11 protein-coding genes and 2 pseudogenes are annotated in these 16,150 nt (G+C 68.4%); 8 read left to right on the top strand and 5 right to left on the bottom strand.

Annotation, left to right across the window (positions count from 1 at the left end):
• Window positions 1-28 precede the first annotated feature (28 nt).
• Window positions 29-1,786: an FAD-dependent oxidoreductase gene (locus tag ACWETB_RS00440; protein ID WP_452208836.1), complete on the bottom strand. Its 1,758-nt coding sequence runs from the start codon at window positions 1,784-1,786 to the stop codon at window positions 29-31.
• A gap of 270 nt (window positions 1,787-2,056) precedes the next feature.
• On the opposite strand from ACWETB_RS00440, the pseudogene ACWETB_RS00435 reads away from it, so the two are divergent.
• From ACWETB_RS00435 to ACWETB_RS00415, 5 genes and pseudogenes are all read left to right on the top strand, one after another.
• Window positions 2,057-2,354, top strand: a pseudogene (locus tag ACWETB_RS00435) (TetR/AcrR family transcriptional regulator); the annotation flags it as partial.
• A gap of 44 nt (window positions 2,355-2,398) precedes the next feature.
• Entirely contained in the window at window positions 2,399-2,707 is a 309-nt protein-coding gene (locus tag ACWETB_RS00430) for a hypothetical protein (RefSeq protein WP_452208577.1), read from the top strand.
• A 121-nt stretch (window positions 2,708-2,828) separates the two neighbouring features.
• Window positions 2,829-4,082, top strand: a complete 1,254-nt coding sequence (locus tag ACWETB_RS00425; RefSeq protein WP_452208834.1) for an NAD(P)/FAD-dependent oxidoreductase — start codon at window positions 2,829-2,831, stop codon at window positions 4,080-4,082.
• A gap of 29 nt (window positions 4,083-4,111) precedes the next feature.
• The gene (locus ACWETB_RS00420; RefSeq protein WP_452208576.1) at window positions 4,112-5,323 is read left to right on the top strand and encodes a DUF1214 domain-containing protein; all 1,212 of its coding nucleotides are present in this window, start codon (window positions 4,112-4,114) and stop codon (window positions 5,321-5,323) included.
• Window positions 5,320-6,552: a sulfotransferase family protein gene (locus ACWETB_RS00415; protein ID WP_452208575.1), complete on the top strand. Its 1,233-nt coding sequence runs from the start codon at window positions 5,320-5,322 to the stop codon at window positions 6,550-6,552. The genes ACWETB_RS00420 and ACWETB_RS00415 overlap by 4 nt, the downstream gene beginning before the upstream one ends.
• 3 nt (window positions 6,553-6,555) lie before the next feature.
• Here the strand turns inward: ACWETB_RS00415 and ACWETB_RS00410 are convergent, their stop codons facing one another.
• Complete coding sequence (locus tag ACWETB_RS00410; protein WP_452208574.1) at window positions 6,556-7,188, bottom strand: hypothetical protein; 633 nt, start codon at window positions 7,186-7,188, stop codon at window positions 6,556-6,558.
• A gap of 115 nt (window positions 7,189-7,303) precedes the next feature.
• Between ACWETB_RS00410 and ACWETB_RS00405 the strand changes: the two genes are divergently transcribed.
• On the top strand, window positions 7,304-7,432 hold the full coding sequence (locus tag ACWETB_RS00405; RefSeq protein ID WP_452208832.1) for an Rv1535 domain-containing protein: 129 nt from the start codon (window positions 7,304-7,306) through the stop codon (window positions 7,430-7,432).
• Window positions 7,433-7,543: 111 nt separating this feature from the next.
• Here ACWETB_RS00405 and ACWETB_RS00400 read toward each other — a convergent pair.
• Both ACWETB_RS00400 and ACWETB_RS00395 read right to left on the bottom strand, forming a co-directional pair.
• Window positions 7,544-9,691, bottom strand: a pseudogene (locus tag ACWETB_RS00400) (cation-translocating P-type ATPase); the annotation flags it as partial.
• Between the two features lie 2,224 nt (window positions 9,692-11,915).
• On the bottom strand, window positions 11,916-12,986 hold the full coding sequence (locus ACWETB_RS00395; RefSeq protein WP_452208573.1) for a magnesium transporter CorA family protein: 1,071 nt from the start codon (window positions 12,984-12,986) through the stop codon (window positions 11,916-11,918).
• 76 nt (window positions 12,987-13,062) lie between these two features.
• Here ACWETB_RS00395 and ACWETB_RS00390 point away from each other — a divergent pair, with 76 nt between their 5' ends.
• Together ACWETB_RS00390 and ACWETB_RS00385 are read left to right on the top strand one after the other, a co-directional pair.
• Window positions 13,063-14,199, top strand: coding sequence for an acyltransferase family protein (locus ACWETB_RS00390; protein ID WP_452208572.1), 1,137 nt, complete (start codon window positions 13,063-13,065; stop codon window positions 14,197-14,199).
• Window positions 14,200-14,268: 69 nt separating this feature from the next.
• Window positions 14,269-15,528 carry a hypothetical protein gene (locus ACWETB_RS00385; protein WP_452208571.1) on the top strand — a complete coding sequence of 420 codons (1,260 nt, stop codon included), beginning with the start codon at window positions 14,269-14,271 and terminating at the stop codon, window positions 15,526-15,528.
• A gap of 14 nt (window positions 15,529-15,542) precedes the next feature.
• Here ACWETB_RS00385 and ACWETB_RS00380 read toward each other — a convergent pair whose 3' ends face one another.
• On the bottom strand, window positions 15,543-15,944 hold the full coding sequence (locus tag ACWETB_RS00380; RefSeq protein ID WP_449744885.1) for an acyl-CoA thioesterase: 402 nt from the start codon (window positions 15,942-15,944) through the stop codon (window positions 15,543-15,545).
• Between the last annotated feature and the right edge of the window lie 206 nt (window positions 15,945-16,150).

Genomic DNA, 16,150 nt, shown 5'->3' with positions numbered 1-16,150 from the left:
TGTTCACCGGTGACCGCAGCGTCGTCGGTCATGCCCGCACGCAGGTCTCCACCCACTCGTGGACGAGGGGCACCACGCTGGCGCCTTCACCCGATGCCGAGGCGACCCGCTTCATCGAACCGGCACGGATGTCGCCGGCGGCGAACACCCCGGCGGCGCTGGTCGCGAGGTTCGCCGGGGGCAGACCGTCGGCCCATCGGTTCTTGGGGACGTCGCGGCCGGTGAGGACAAAGCCGTGATCGTCGCGCGCGATCTCCCCGGAGACCCATTCGCAGTGCGGCTCGGCACCGATCAGCAGGAACAGCCCGCCGACGGCGCGTCGCTCGTCCTCGCCGGTGTCGCGGTGACGCAGCGTCACCCAGTCCAGCGCACCGTCGCCGCCGCCGTCGACGACCTCGCATCGGCCGCACACGTTGATGCGGGGATGGAAGGTGATCTCGCCGATCAGGTACTGCGACATGGTGGCCGACAGATCATCGCGGCGGACTACGATTGTCACCGACCGCGCGAATCGGGCCAGATGGATGGCCGCCTGCCCGGCCGAGTTGCCACCGCCGACGACGATCACGTCGCGGCCCTCCATCTCGCGGGCCGCCGACATCGCCGCGCCATAGAAGACGCCGACGCCGACCAGCGACTCCAGTGAGTCGACGCCTACCCGTCGGTAGTCGACGCCGCTGCTGATCAGGACGGCATGCGAGCGGACGTCGCCGCCGTCGGTGACGAGGCGGTGTGGGGTGGTGTGGCCGGCGCCGGATTCGAGGCTGCCGGGCTCGAGACCGCCGAGTTCGAGTCGGTGGACCGGCCACCCGGAGTAGAACCGCGCACCGAATCGCACCGCCTGCACCCGGGCCCGCTGGGCCAGCCGCATCCCGGAGATCCCGCGCGGGAAACCGAGGTAGTTGCGGATCATCGAACTCGTGCCGGCCTGCCCGCCGATCACCGACGATTCGATCACCACCGTCGAGAGTCCTTCGCTGGCCGCGTAGACCGCGGCCGCCAGACCGGCCGGGCCGGCGCCCACGATGGCCAGGTCCACCACCGCCTCCTCGTCCACATCCGAGGGCCGCCCGTAGAGCATGGCCGACACCTCGCGGGCCGACGACGGTGCGATCACCATCCCGTGGTTGAGACTGACCATCGACTGGAGCAGCGGAAACGACGGTGCGGCGTCGGGATCGTCGGGGTCGGGCACGTACGCGGCGAGGGCCTCACGCCCGGCCGGACTGTCGGGGGGATAGGTGCGATGCGGCATGCCCGACCGGTCGAGCATGTCCCGGATCTCGAGGGTCAGTGCGGTTGGCTCGTCGGTGATGATCCGGACGGCCTCGACGACCGGGGCGGCGATGGTCGAGCCCCAGTCGGACAGCATCTCGGTGATCGCGTAGTGGAACTCCTCGTCGCGGGCGCCGCGCGGCATCAGCAGGAAGGTGTCGAACTTGCCCTTGCGTAGCGCCGGACGCAGTGCCGCCGAGGTCACCGCGAAGGTCTCCCAGGCGATGGCGACGACGCGGCGTGCGGTCGGTGTAATGGAGCGAAAGGTGTGCAGCGCCTCCATGAGTGGCATGTCGGGCAACTCGGAATCGGCGACGATGAGAGCCACTGGATCACCACGGCCGGCCAGCTGACCAAGTGCCACGATCGCCTCGATCGCCGACGCCACGCAACGCACGTGGTAGTCGCGGCGGTATCGGCCGAACTCGTCGGCGAGGGCGTCGGCGTGGGTGCCCGACACCAGCAGGATCGTGGGGGTTGCGGCGTCGGCTGGTGCCGCGGTGCCGGGGATCGGTTCGGTGTCACCGGTGGCCGGATCGGGATGGGACGCGGGGTCGGGAGCAGCCGGGCCGGTCACCGGGCTGCGCCGCGGATGGGGTGCAGGTACGAATCTGCCATGGGTCTAGTGTGACATCGCCCGGGCCGACCCATCCGGTGCGAGATACTTCGCCGATTCCGTCCCACAGGCCTCTGGGCAGTGGTTACAAATTACATCAAAAGAGTCAGGATTGACTGTTCCGAGGTCGGGGGGCCTCGCCATGCCCGGAGTTGACGCGAAAGGCAGCCGTACTTCGTGGCGTCGATGGAGTTGTGGGTGGCCGCACGCACCAACGAGTCGCTGCGCACGGTCCTGCTGCCGGCCGAGCGGGAGATCGGCCGGACCGTGGCCGCCGTCGTCGCCGACTTCCTCGGCCCCACCCTGACCTCGGCGCCACGCTATCCGGAGCTCTATCCGATCCTGTTCGCCAGCATGAGGGGAGCGGCCACCACCTACCCTCATCGATCGGCGCGATCCCACCACCGATCCGCACCTCACGCTCTGGAAGCGGATGCAGCAGGACTATCTGATCACCGGATGAGTCCTGCCGGCCGGTGTCGCCCGCCCTTGCGTAGGCTTTCGGCCATGGCTCTCGATCCCACGGTTCCCGCTGTCGCTGTCGGCCTCGTCGGCGGGTACGCCGCCGCCCGCTACACCGGCCGCCGCGAATTGGGCGGCGTGGTGCTCGCGGCCGTCGGCGCGTACTGCACCAACGAATGGCGCTCCCGCGGGCCGGCGGTCGCCGCCGGACTGCTCGGCACCTACCTCGCGGCGTTCGGGGCGTCGCACCCGCTGGCCAAGAAGTTCGGTGCCTGGCCGTCGGTGTTCGCGGTGACCGCCGCGACCAGCGCGGCCGCCCTTGCAGTGACCAGCGCGGTCCCCACCTCCCACTGAGTCCGACCGCAGACAGCCACCGCCTCGCCGGGTTTCTGCCACAATCGGCGGGGTGGGTGTATCGGACTCCGGCCGACGCGGCCGGCCGCATGTGGTCATCATCGGAGCGGGTTTCGGCGGCATGAACGCTGCCCGGCGTCTGCGCCGAGCTGACGTCTGGGTCACGGTGATCGATCGCGGCACCAGCCATCTGTTCCAGCCGCTGCTCTATCAATGCGCGACCGGACTACTGTCGGAGGGCTCCATCAGCAGCCCGATCCGGCATCTGCTGCGCCGGCAACGCAACGCCGAGGTGTTCTGCGCCGAGGCGACCGCGGTGGACCCGGCGGCGCGCACCGTCACCGTCACCCGGATGGATTCGACGGTCACCGAGATCACCTACGACTACCTGGTGGTGGCGGCCGGGATGCGGACGTCGTATCACGGCAACGAGGATCTCATCGAGCACGCCATCGGGATGAAGACGCTTGACGACGCCCTGGCCATCCGCCGACGCATCATGGCCGCCTTCGAGATGGCCGAATCCCTGCCCGACGCCGAGCAGCGTCGTCCGTGGCTGAGTTTCGCCGTCGCCGGAGGCGGGCCGACCGGTGTCGAATTGGCCGGGCAGATACGGGAATTGGCGCATGTCGCACTCGAAAGCGAGTTCCGCAGCATCGACCCCGACGAGGCCCGGGTGATGCTCTTCCACGGTGGTGATCGGGTCCTGCCCTCGTTCAGTCAGACTCTGTCGGCGAAGGCGCAGCGCACCCTTGACCGCCTCGGCGTCGAGACACACCTCGGCGTGCACGTCACCGATGTGGATGCCGATTCCGTCGAGATCACCGAGAAGGCCACGAAGAAGGTGTGCCGATACGACGCGCGCACCACACTGTGGACCACCGGCGTGGAGGCCGTGCCATTTGCCGGGGCTCTGGCCGGCGCACTCGGCGTCACCACCGACCGGGGCGGCACCATCCCGGTGGGCGACGACCTGTCGGTGCCGGGGCATCCGGAGGTCTTCGTCGTCGGCGACATGAGTTCATACCAGAAGTTGCCCGGGGTCGCCGAGGTCGCCATGCAGGGCGGGCGGCACGCGGGTGCGGTGATCGCCGGAGTGGTGGCCGGCGACACCGACCGGCCACCCTTCAAGTACCGCGACTTCGGCACCGCCGCATACATTTCCCGCAAGAATGCGATCCTGCAGACCGGGCCGCTGAAGCTGTCCGGGAGCCTCGGCTGGTTGGCATGGGGTGCGATCCACATCGCCTTCCTCGCGGGTGTGCGCAACCGCACCGGAACCGTCGTGACGTGGGCGGCCACCCTGCTCACCGACACCCGACGCGAACGCGCGATCACCTACGGGGACCCGAAGACAGCCCGAAAGTCGTTCTGAGCCGACCGGCCTCGCCGTAGGGTGGGCCCATGAACGGCCGCACCCTGGCAACCTCCGCCCTCGATGGATTCCGCCGCGCCCGCATCGCGTGGCTCCGATTTCGTGGCACGACGCCCGACGACGTCGCCGAGGCGCGGGTCGCGTCCGGGCAGGCGTGGGAGGAGTTCTGCGACACGCTGAAATCGGCGGGGGCGTCGATCATGTATCCGGGCACGCCGACCGATCCGCTGACCCAGGCGGAGGGCTACCGATACCTGTCGCGGCTCACCCGCGCCGGACTCGAGGCCTTCGTCGAGTACGCCGATCCGCGAGCCCCGGTGCTGCGCCGGATGATTCACGAGACAGCCAAGATGGGCTCGGACAATCCCGACAACCACTACCAGAACGCCACCATCGACGGCACGCTCACCTACCGGATCTCCGGCACCCGCGGCACCGTCGACTACCTCGGCTTCGGCACCCAGGAGGGCAACTACGGGCAGGGCGGCCAGATGCCGACCACCGGATACGTGGAGGCCTCGGACCTGGCCATCGGCGCCGACGGTCGGTTCGAGCTGATCGTGAGTGCCGTTGAGCACGAGGGTAATTGGTTGCCGATGACGGCCGCTTCCGGGCTGCTGATCGTGCGGCAGACCTTCGCCGACCGTAGTACCGAAACGCCCGCGGACCTACGCATCGACCTGATCGATGACGCCGCCGACAGCACCGACGCGAGTCCGCCGGCACCGGCACCGCTGACGGCCGCGCACCTCGACGCCGGGCTGGGCAAGGCGAGTCTGCTGGTGGCCGGTGCGTCGATGCTGTTCGCCAAGTGGGCACACGACTTCGCAAAGCACACCAACGAACTCCCGATGTTCGACCCGGATCGTTCCACCAAGGCCGGTGGTGATCCGAACATCATCTACTACCACAGCTATTGGCGCCTGGGGCCCGACGAGGCGCTGGTCATCGACGCCGAGATCCCCGACTGCGAGGCGTGGAACTTCCAACTCGACAACCACTGGCTGGAGTCGTTGGACTACCGGTACTCCACGATCCACGTCAACAAGCACACCGCCACCTACCGTCCGGACGGCAGCGTGCGCGTCGTCGTCGCCCACACCGATCCGGGCGTGGCCAATTGGATTCACACCACCGGACATTCGAGTGGCGGCATGACGTTCCGATGGATTCGGGCGACCGATCATCCCCAGCCGCGCACCCGCGTCGTTCCGGTCTCGCAGGTGAGAGCTCTTCCGTGACCGACGGTTTCGTTCCCGTTCAACGCCGGCCGATCACCGCACTCAACGCGATCGGACGACGTCTGGCCGACCGCGGCCACGGCCCCGACCTGACGGCGGATACGTTGCGCGCGCGGGCATCCCGGGCCACCGGACTGCCGTGGCGGGCCGATCCTCTCACCGAGGAAGCCCTCGAGGTGCTGACCCGATCGATTGTCGACGAGGCCGACCTTTCGTCCTTTGGTGCCCTGGTGATCCGGGCGCGTCTGACCGGTTTGCTCGCCACCCGACTGCGGGTGGCGGAACTGATCACGAGCCGTCCGGAGATCGCCGACGAACCGATCACCCCGCCGATCGTCATCGCCGGACTCCAACGCAGCGGAACAACCATGCTGCACAGGCTGATCGGATCGGACTCCCGGATGCGTGCGGTGCAGTCGTGGGAGGTGGTGCACCTCTTGCCGCACCGGTCCGAACGCCCGGGCCGGCGTCCGTGGATGCGGATCACACAGACCAAGGCGGCCGAGTGGTCGCTGCGCTACCTCAATCCGCAGTTCTTCGCGATTCACGCGGTGGAGGCCGAGGGTCCCGAGGAAGATGTTCTGCTGCAGGAGTATTCACTGATGTCGCAGGTGCCCGAGGCGATGCTGAACGTGCCGTCGTATGCTCGCTGGCTGGCCGATCAGGATCCGCGGCCGTCCTACGACTACCTCAAGTTGTTGCTGCAGGTACTGGCCCAGCAGGATCGGCGACCGCACTGGGTCCTCAAGACGCCGGCTCACCTCGAACATCTCGACACGCTGCTCGACGTCTTTCCCGATGCGGTCATCGTCGGCACCCATCGGGATCCGGTCCGCACGACCGCGTCGTTCTCCAGCATGCTCGCCCACGGACATTCGATGTTCTCCGATCACGTTGACGCACAAGCGGTTGCGCGGCACTGGCTACGACGCAACGTCGACATGGCCGAACGGTCCCTCGCCGTGCGGGAACGCCACCCGGACCGATTCATCGACGTCTACTACGACGACCTCATCGACGATCCGCTGAGGCAGGTCGAACGCATCTACGCCGCAGCGGGCATCGACCTCGGTGCCGGCACCCGGACCGAGATGACGCGGCACCGCGAGTCACACCGTCAGCACTCCCACGGCGTGCACCGGTACTCCCTCGCGGAGTTCGGCCTCACCGACGACGAGGTCGCCGACGCCTACGCCCACTACCTCGAGGTCATCTTCCCGGACCGATGAACCTCAGTCGGTGGACTCGGTGACAGGCGCGGGAGCGGGCGGCGCGGACTTCTTTGCGGCCGACTTCTTTGCGGTGGACTTCTTGGCGGCAGTCTTCGCCGCGGTGGTCTTCGTCGCTGCAGTCTTCTTGGCGGCAGTCTTCTTTGCCGCAGTCTTTCGCGCCGGGGTTTTCTTGGCCGGTGCCTTTGCCGCGGTGGTCTTCTTCGCGGGAGCTTTCCGCGCCGTGGACTTTTCGGCAGGTGCCTTCTTGGCCGGTGCCGTTGTCGCCGCAGCCTTCGTGGCGGCGGTCGTGCGGGTCGCAGCCGGTGTCGCGGGCTCGGTCCCGAGGACGTCGGCCACCTCGTCGGCCACCTCGTCGGCCACCGGCTCGGTGGTCACCCGCTCGACGATCATCTGCTCGACGATGACCGGCTGGGCCGCGACGAGCGCGGGTTGCGGCGCGGCGGGTGAGGCGCTGACGGCCTTGGCGGTCACCGCAACCCCGAGGCCGAGGGCCACGGCAACCGGCCACTCGATGGCCCCGGTCGCGGCCAGCGCACCGAGCACCCCGTAGAACGCCAGCTGCTTGGGTTGCGGCACCGCGACCTTGCCGACCAGTGGCAGATTGATCGAGAAGCGACGTGCGTCACGCACCATTTTGGAGACGTCGTTGTGGGACGCGACGAAGTGCCGAACATCGTCGAGGACCGAAGTCCCTTCTTCCGGTTTGCCCCTATCCGTTTCGGCGCGACTTGGGGTAGGCTCACCTGTCATGACGGAGATCACTCGCTCTCTCGGGCACGATGCCCTGGTCGACTCCGGCGTTCGTCTGCTCACCCCTGCTCTCGAGCACGTCTACGCCGTCCTCGTCCGTGTCGGCGTGCTGAGCATTGACGAGTAGTTTAGGCAGTTCCTCTGCCAGCCGGTCCATGACGCCCGGCATTGTCTTGGCAATGGCAGCAGCCGCGAAGGCCGCAGCGAATGCCTCGCCCCACCCGATGGGTCCCACCGGAGTACAGCCGAATATCTGACTGACGCCCGGAATGCTGATGATCCCCGCCATCACCGCGAAGGTGCCGACGTTCGTCGCCACCACCAGCGGCCCGTGCGAGTCGCCCAATGTCTCCATCATCTGGGTTAGCACCAATCCCACCAATCCGATGGTGGCCGCCCGTTCGGGTGTGCCCGTGAGACGCCCCAGCGTCCAGGCGAGCGTCGCGCCGGTGGTGGTGAAGACACCACGGACCGCCACCGCACGCCAGATGGTGGCCTCGTCGTGGCGCCCGACCACATCGGGTTCGTTCTGCGGGCTCATCGCCAGCGCTGCCGCCGGCAACGCGTCGGTGAGCATGTTCACCAGCAGCATCTGACGGGCGTTGAGAGCAGGCGATCCGGTCAGCACTGTCGTGATGAGACCGAAGCTGACCTCACCGACGTTGTGCCCGAGTAGGACCGACACCGCCGACTGCACACGCCGCCACAGCTGCTCACCCTCGTCGAGGGCGTCGATGATGGCGCCGATGTCGCCGTCGAGGAGCATCACGTCGGCGGCCATCCGGGCCGGGTCGCTGCCCTTCGACGCCACCCCGATACCGACCGACGCGGCGCGGATGGCGGCGGCGTCGTTGGCCCCGTCGCCGACCATGCCGGTGATCAGGCCGGCCGATTCCAGTGCCGCGACCACCTGCACTTTGTGTTCGGGTGACATCCGCGCGAAGACCTGGTGGGTGCGGGCGGCCTCGACGCGTGCGGTGGCGTCGAGCACATCCCAGTCCGCCCCGGTCATCACGTGGCCGTCGTCGACGTCGAGACCGAGTTCGCCGGCGACGACCCGCGCGGTCACCGGATGATCACCGGTGATCAGCCGGACTCCGATGTCCCGGGCCTGCAGGTCGGTGAGCAGTTCGCGGGCGCCCGCTCGGGGTGTGTCACTGAGACCGATCGTGCCGATCAACCGCAGCTCCGACGAGCACAACTCGGCCAGGACGGCGGGATCGGCGGCCGCGCTGGCCTGCGCTGCGGTCAGGGTGCGTTCGGCGACGGTGAGCACGCGTAAACCCTGCAGTGCCATGTCGGCGACGGTGTCGTGCAGGATGTCGCGGTCGGCCGGATCGAGTGCGCTCACCAGCGCCTCGGGTGCGCCCTTGACCATCAGGCGGCGGCCGATCACGGCGGCCGCCAGTGGTCGGTCGGATTGGAAGGGCAGGAATCCGTCGAGGGTCGCCAACCCGATCCCGGCCTCGGTGGCCGCGCGGTGGATCGCCGCGTCGGTGGCGTGCTCCACCTTGCCTGCGCGGTTGACCAGCATGGTGGCCCCGGCCACCTCGAGGACATCACGTTCGGTGGCGCCGTCGAGGGCCCGCACCGACGTCACCCGCAGACGGTTCTCGCTCAGCGTGCCGGTCTTGTCGAAGCAGACCACGTCCAGGCGGGCGAACGCCTCGATGGCGCGCGGGTTGCGCACGAGCACCGACGACCCGGTGAGCCGTCGCGCCGATGCCGATTGGGCCAGGGTGACGACGAGCGGGAGGCCTTCGGGCACTGCGGCCACACCCACCGACACGGTGCCGGAGGCGGCCTCGTGGACGGGGGTGCCACGCAACAGACTGAGGGCGCCGACGAGGGCGCCGCCGGCCAGACTCCACGGCAGGGCGCGTTTGGTGATTTCGCCGAGTTGGGCGGCCAGTCCGACGGACTTGGACTGCGCGGGCGAGAGCGCCAACGCGCGGTCGACCTGCGTCGCCCCGTCGGCGGCGGTCACCACCGCGTGGGCCTTGCCGGCCACCATGGTGGTGCCGGCGAACAGCATTCCGGTCCGCTCGGCCAGCGGTGCTCCCGGGGTGTCGGCGGTGTTCTTGGCCACCGGCAACGACTCGCCGGTCAGCGCCGACTCGTCGACCTCGACGGCGTCGGCGTCGATGATGCGGGCGTCGGCCGGGACCACCTCACCGGACCGGACCTCGATCAGATCACCGGGCCGCAGCCGTCCGGCGCGCACCTCGTCGTAATCGGTGGCGACGAGGACGCCGGCATGCTCGGCCGACGTCAGGCGTCGGGCGAGGGGCTCCTGGACCGCCAGCATCGACCGCAGCAGCCGCTCGGCGTGCAGCGATTGTTGCGCCGAGATCGCGGTGTTCAGCAGCAACACCCCCGTGACCATCGCCGCGTCCAGCGGAGAGCCGAGCAGCGCGCTGGCGGCCGCACCGGTGGTCAGGATCGGGGTGATCGGATCGGCGAGATCGTCCTGCATCGTGTCGCTGAAGTCGCGGACCTGTCGCCACGCCCCGCTGATCGCGGTCCGGGGAATCCGGAGGGGTGGGGATGATGCGACCCGGTGCGCCACGGAAGTGTCCACGGGTTCGGGAGCCGGCATCGGCAGTAGCCGACGCACCTCGTCGACGGGCATCGCATGCCAGTCATGTCCCGAATCCGGTTGCGGCAGTTGCTCGTCGAAGACCTCCCGCCCCACCGAGAATCCGGACCAGAACGCGTACATCGCCGAGACGTTGACCGAATCGGGCCCGTATCCGGGAACGCTGGGGATCAGCATGAGCGTGCCGAGCAGCGATGCGCCCGTCGACAACGCCTTTCCCTGCTGCGCGGCCGCACGGGCCGCGGGCAGGGCGTGCAGCACGCGCCAGGCCGCGCCGAGGTCGGGGACCAGGATGTCGGCCGACCAACTCGGTGCGTCCACCCGGTCCATCAGACCGACCGAGAGGTGGGCGGCATGCGCCGCGTCGTCGGCACCCCGACAGATCACGGCGATACGGGCGCCGTCGGTGCGTAGCCGCACGACCGCGTCGAACAGATCCTGATCGGGGTCCTTGCCGTCGGGCAGGAGTTCATCGAATCCCTGTCGCAGCGAATGCAATCCGTCATTGGCGAAGGTGATCACGCGCACTTCGGCCCGGCGGGCCTCCATCAGCAGCGCCGAGGCCATCGGCTGGCGGATCGGGCTGACGAGCGCCGACGCATCGGAGGCGCCGTCGACGTGGGGCGCCAACGGATTCCAGCCGGGCTCGAGTAGGCCCTCGTCGAAGGCCTTGGTGGCGGCCTTCCAGACGCGGGAACGGTCGTCGTGATTGACCCCGGTGATCTGCGTGACGGCGAGTTCGTCGGTGAACAGCACCCGCGGATCGACCACGAGGGTGTCGATGTCCTCGAGGCGACGCAGGACGCGCGGATTCATCACCAGTGCGCCGTGGCGAAGGTGCAGCCCCCGCGACAGGGCAGCGGCGAACGACTCGCGCACGGCCCGAGCGGCTTTCGGGGCGGAGACCAGGGTGGCGTCGGCGGCGGTGCGCAGGCCGTCGGCGATGGCGAGGATCCCGGAGCCGCCCAGGCCGACATTCATCGAGATCTCGTCGAACCGTGACCCGTGGCGTGTGCGCCGACCCGCCGGGTCCGCCCGCAGCGGTGCCACCGCATCGACCTTGCGTGCCTGTCCGGCGAGAACGGCGGCATGTTGTTGCCAGGCGCGGCGCGCGTTGAATGCCTCGGCACTCTGCACCGCGCGGGCGGTCGTGGTGACCAGGACGGACATCGGGGCCGCGGTGACGATGCCGGTCACCGATTGGAATGACGAGAGGAGCAGGTCCGCGCCCTCGGCGCCGAGGCGGTCCTCGACCATGCCGCGCAGGCGGGGGTGATTGTTGAGCAGGGTTGCCGGGACGGCGGCGACATCGGAGACCACCGGCAGTGGCAGGAAGCGGTACACGGCCGCCGAGACGAGCGCGGTGCCCGCGACACCCAACCCGATCAGATCGGCCGCGATGACATTGTCGTCGCCCGGCAGCGGTGCCAAGGCGGGGGGCGTGGTGTCGCGTGGGGCCCGGCGTTCGGCGTCGGCGATCACCGCCGCCAGGTCCGCCGCCGACGGCCCGCCGGCGGCGACGGTGACCATCACCCGTGACAGCGGCCCGTTGACGTGGACGTCGGTGACGCCGGGGGTGGCGTCGAGTGCGATGGCGACGGCCTCGGCGAGGGTGTCGAAATCGGTGTCGAGGCCGCGGACCTCGATCCAATGCACGTCACCGTTGCTGGTGATCCGGCGTGCGGGGGTGCCCCCGAAGGCCTCGGCGATCATCCCCGCGGATGCGGACGCCGTGGTCTGCGCCATCGAGGTGACGTCGGCCGCGATCGCGGACAGCGTTGCCCGGGTGGTGTCCTCGGCCCAGCGTCCGGCTCGCACCGCCGACTCACCGCCGACGAGGGCGGCACCGACAGCGATCTGAACCGCCTTGATCGGAACGGAAAAAAGCGACATTGCGCGGCCTCCAATCCGCATTCAACTTTACCCAAGTCACCTCGTATCCCCGGGCCGGCCCGAGGGACTGTGGTGCCAACCGGGGCCGGGGTCGTCGACCGCGGATGTGGCCGGAGCGCTACAGCCAGTCGCGTCGCCGGAAACCCACGTAGAGCGCGACGACCACGACGAGGATCACCAGCGTGCTCACCAGGAATCCGGTGAATGTCTGGAACAACGGGAAATCCAGATTCTGGCCGTAATACCCGGTGATGGCCGTCGGCACCGCCACGATCCCGGCCCACGCGGTGAGCTTCTTCATCACCGTGTTCAGACGCGCGTCGGCCAGCGACAGATTGGTCTCGAAGATGGTGGTCACCATGTCACGCAACGACTCGGTCCACTCCGCCGCGCGCAGGGCGTGGTCATAGAGGTCGGAGAAGTGCGGATCGAGTTCCGGTGGGGCCTGATTCTCGAATCGTCGACGTTGGATGCCGGCGATCACCTCACGCATCGGCACCACCACGCGCCGCAGCAGGACGAGATCCTTGCGCAGATCGAAGGTCCGTCGTTGCAGATCGTGGGAACGCATCGTGTCGTCGAACAGGGTCTCCTCGAGGTCTTCGATGTCGGAGTCGAGTCGCTGCACCGCGTCGAAATGGCCGTCGACGACGACGTCGAGCAGGCCGTGCAGCAACGCGCCGATCCCGTATTGCTCACCGCCGACCTCCTCCCACCGGGTGGCCACCTGGCCCATGTCGAAGCCCGGTGAGAGCCGGACGGTGATCAGCGCATTCTCCTTGAGAAAGATTGAAATCCGTTGCAGGGTGAACGTTTTGGCGCGCCACGCGAAGGGTGAGTGGTGGTCGGGGGAGCCGGCGACCGCGTCGCGCGGCGGAGGTGTGGTGCCCGGCTCGCGTTCGGAGATCGCGTAGACGGTCATGAAGGTGTAGTTGCGGTAGTTGACGGTCTTGACGCGTTCCGCGGCGGCGATGGTGTCCTCGATGGCGAACTTGTTGAGATCGAGTTCGTCGGCGAGTGCGGTCAGCGTCTCGTGTGCGGGACAGTCCAGGTCGGCCCAGATGAGGGTGTTCGCGCAGCGGAGGTGCTCGGAAATACTCGCGAGGTCGAAGCCGTCGACCTTGTGCCCGTCGCGCCAGATCTGACCGCGGATCACCTCGTGATGGCCGGAGCCCGGCGTGGCCGACATGGTGACATCGTGCCATCTCCCGGTGCCGGCCCCACAGCGATGCGGCCGAACGTTTCGCCCTGGCAGGATCGGGCCCATGGCCTCGCGTGTCCCCTCGCTCACCGGTGTGCGCACCGTGGCCGCGCTCTCGGTCCTGGTGACCCACGCGGCGTTCTGGACCGGTCACTACACCGACGACGTGGTGGGACGGCTGTTCGCCCGCTTCGAGGTCGGGGTGGCGATCTTCTTCGTGCTGTCCGGATTCCTGCTGTTCTCCCCGTGGGTGCGCGCGGCCCGCTCATCGACGGAGACACCGGCGCTCGGACGGTACTTCTGGCATCGGGCACGACGCATCCTGCCCGCGTACTGGATCACCGTCATCGGCGTGTACGTGCTCTACGCCGTCGCGCCGCCGGCCGGTGAGCCGTCGCAGACCGGCACCGGCTGGTCGGGGTTCCTGCGCAACATGACGCTGACGCAGGTCTACGGTCTCGGGCACCTGCATTCGGGGCTCACCCAAATGTGGAGTCTGGCCGCCGAGGTCGTCTACTACCTGGTGCTGCCGCTGATCGGCTGGGTGCTGGTGGTCGGCGTCGGATGGCTGACCGGGGCGCCGGGCCGGTGGCGGCCCGATCTGCTGCTGGCCGGGCTGTCGGCGTTGCTGCTGGTCAGTCCGGTCTGGATCGTCATCGTCGCAGGCAGTACTGGGCTGAGTCCGACGGCCCGGCTGTGGGCGCCGTCGTTCTTCGGATGGTTCGTGGCGGGGATGATCCTGGCGGTGTGCGCGCCGATGATCCGGCGGTCCCACGCCACCGGCTGGGTGCTCGCGGCGGTGGTGGCCTTCGTGGCGTCGTGGGGTGAGATCGCCGGGGAGCCGACCATCACGCCGACCACCGCGTCGGCGACGATCGTCAAACACGTGCTGTATCTGATCGTCGCGGTCGGCCTGATCGCGCCGTTGACCTGTGTCGATCAGCGGTCCTGGTGGGCGCGGGTGTGTGCGAGCAGCCCGATGGTGTTCCTCGGCGAGATCTCCTACGAACTGTTCTGCGTGCACGTCATCGTGCTCGAGGTGGTGATGGCGGTGCTGGGGTATCGGGTGTTCACCGGGAATCTGGTGATCGCACTGCTGATCACCGTGGCGGTCAGCACGCTGCTCGCGTGGGTGTTGCATCGGGTGACCCGGCCGCTGTGGCGAGCGCGAACGCCCGGTCGTGTCGCAACCCGCCGGTAGCATGGATGCGTACGGTCGCCGCCGTTTCCGCCGGCGCATTCGACCACGTCAGGAAAGGAGCCGGGAACGATGATCGACGACGCCCATCGACCTGCTCAACGCCCCGGTGCCCGCCACCTCAACGGACCGACCGGCGCCGAGATCCGCGAGTGGTGCGATCGCGCGGCCATGCCCGGGGACCGACCGGAGCTCTCCGACGTGGCCGCGGTCCTCGTCGCGTCCGGATACCTCACCCCCGCCGGTCGCGCGATCGTCATCCGCCGTGTCTCCACGGGTCTGCCGATGCCCACGCTGCCCGGCGGTTTCGGGGAGCTGCGCCGGTTGCAACGCACGATCGTGCAGACCGAGCAGCAGTTGTCCGGGGCGATGATGCCCAGTGTGGTGGCCGCGGTGTTCCGCAACCGATTGTCGGGGCTGGTGCGTCGCCGCGATGAGGCCCACAAGGCCATCGTCACCGGCAAGGGTGTGTTCGCGGGGAGCACCCGGGCGATCCGCCGGGAACGCCGAGAGAACATCTACCTCGAGATCGAGGAGCGGGAGCGCCTGTTCGCCGGGTTGTTGTGTACGCCGACCCCCAACGTGGGGACACTGCGGGCGGTGCGGCGGGCCGGGACGGCCGCGGTCGACCTCATTGCCGGTGTCGTCGGACAGGTCGCGGCCCGCTCGGGTAAGCGGCAGGTGGAGCAGTGGGCCGATCAGGTCACCGCGTCGATGCCCCGAACGGCACCCGGGGCACAGAATCAGGTGCCGGCCGCACCCGGGTCGTCGAACTTCGTCGACGGATACGAGGCGCTGCTGTTCATTGCCGGGCACTACTACGACCGCATCATGATGAATCCGGCGTGGCGCTCGGATCACTTTGCGGTGCAACGCACCCAGGTGAATCTGCACGCCGAGCTCGTCGAGATCGCCGCCGACATCATCGCGCTGCGCGCCGTCCGGGTCGAGCTCGATCGGGCCAAACGCAGTGGCGGATTCGATGCGGCGTTCGCCGAGCAACTCGATCGTCGGGAGACGACGCTGCGCCCGGTGTGGACCGAATTGATCGGCCGCGTGCAGGCATTGTCCGAGGTGGCCCACGTCGTGGAGTCGGCCGCCGTCGAACTGCGTATCCTCGCCGAGTACGACCGGGCCGCCACCCTCGACGACCGGATCGATGAACTCGTTGCCCGCTCGGGTGATCGGGAGATCTCGATGGACAATGCCAAACGGCTCTCCGAACAGGTACGCAGCGGCGAGGAACAACTGCGCATCTACCGAGACGTGTTGGCGGGCAACATTGCTCGGCTGTCGGTGGGTCAGGAACTGCCGGCGCGGTACGAACCGTAGTCGCCTCGGGTGCCTCAGCGTGACCAGGCCGTGAGGTACCCCTTTTCGGTGGTGGTGAGTCGGCGCAGGCTGTGCTTCTCGATGTCCACCACGGCCATCTGGGTGCTCGCGACGCAGGCCGGTTTCGACGCCGGATCGGCGTCGGCGCCCCGGATCTCGTAGCCGATGGTGAAGTCGACGGAGCGAAAACCCTTGATCCACATCCCGATTGCCAGCGGCGAATCGTCGTGGCGGAGTTGGCTCTGATAGCGGATCTCGACGTGCACGATCATCGCGCTCTTGATCAGCGGGGTGTACTCCTCACCCGCGGACAGCAACCACTGGATGCGGGCCTCCTCCATGAGGGTGACCATCCGCGCGTGGTTGATGTGACCGAAGGCATCCATATCCGACCAGCGCACCGGAATCGTTGCCAGAAATGCGAATTCGCTTGCGGTGAGGCGGCCGCCGGGAGCGGCGCCGGCAGGGTCCGTGTTGCCGCTCTCACCTGCGGTGTTTGCTGCCCTGCGGGTGGGCTTTGTGGTACTCACGCGTGGTGTGCTCCTGAATGCAATCTGTGAAGTACTCGTCGAGGGTTCACGTGATGGTCACCCGTGCGTATCCTTTCAGGCTGAGACTGTTG

Source organism: Gordonia sp. NPDC003950, assembly GCF_053605205.1.
This window is presented reverse-complemented; position numbering and strand designations above follow the sequence as displayed.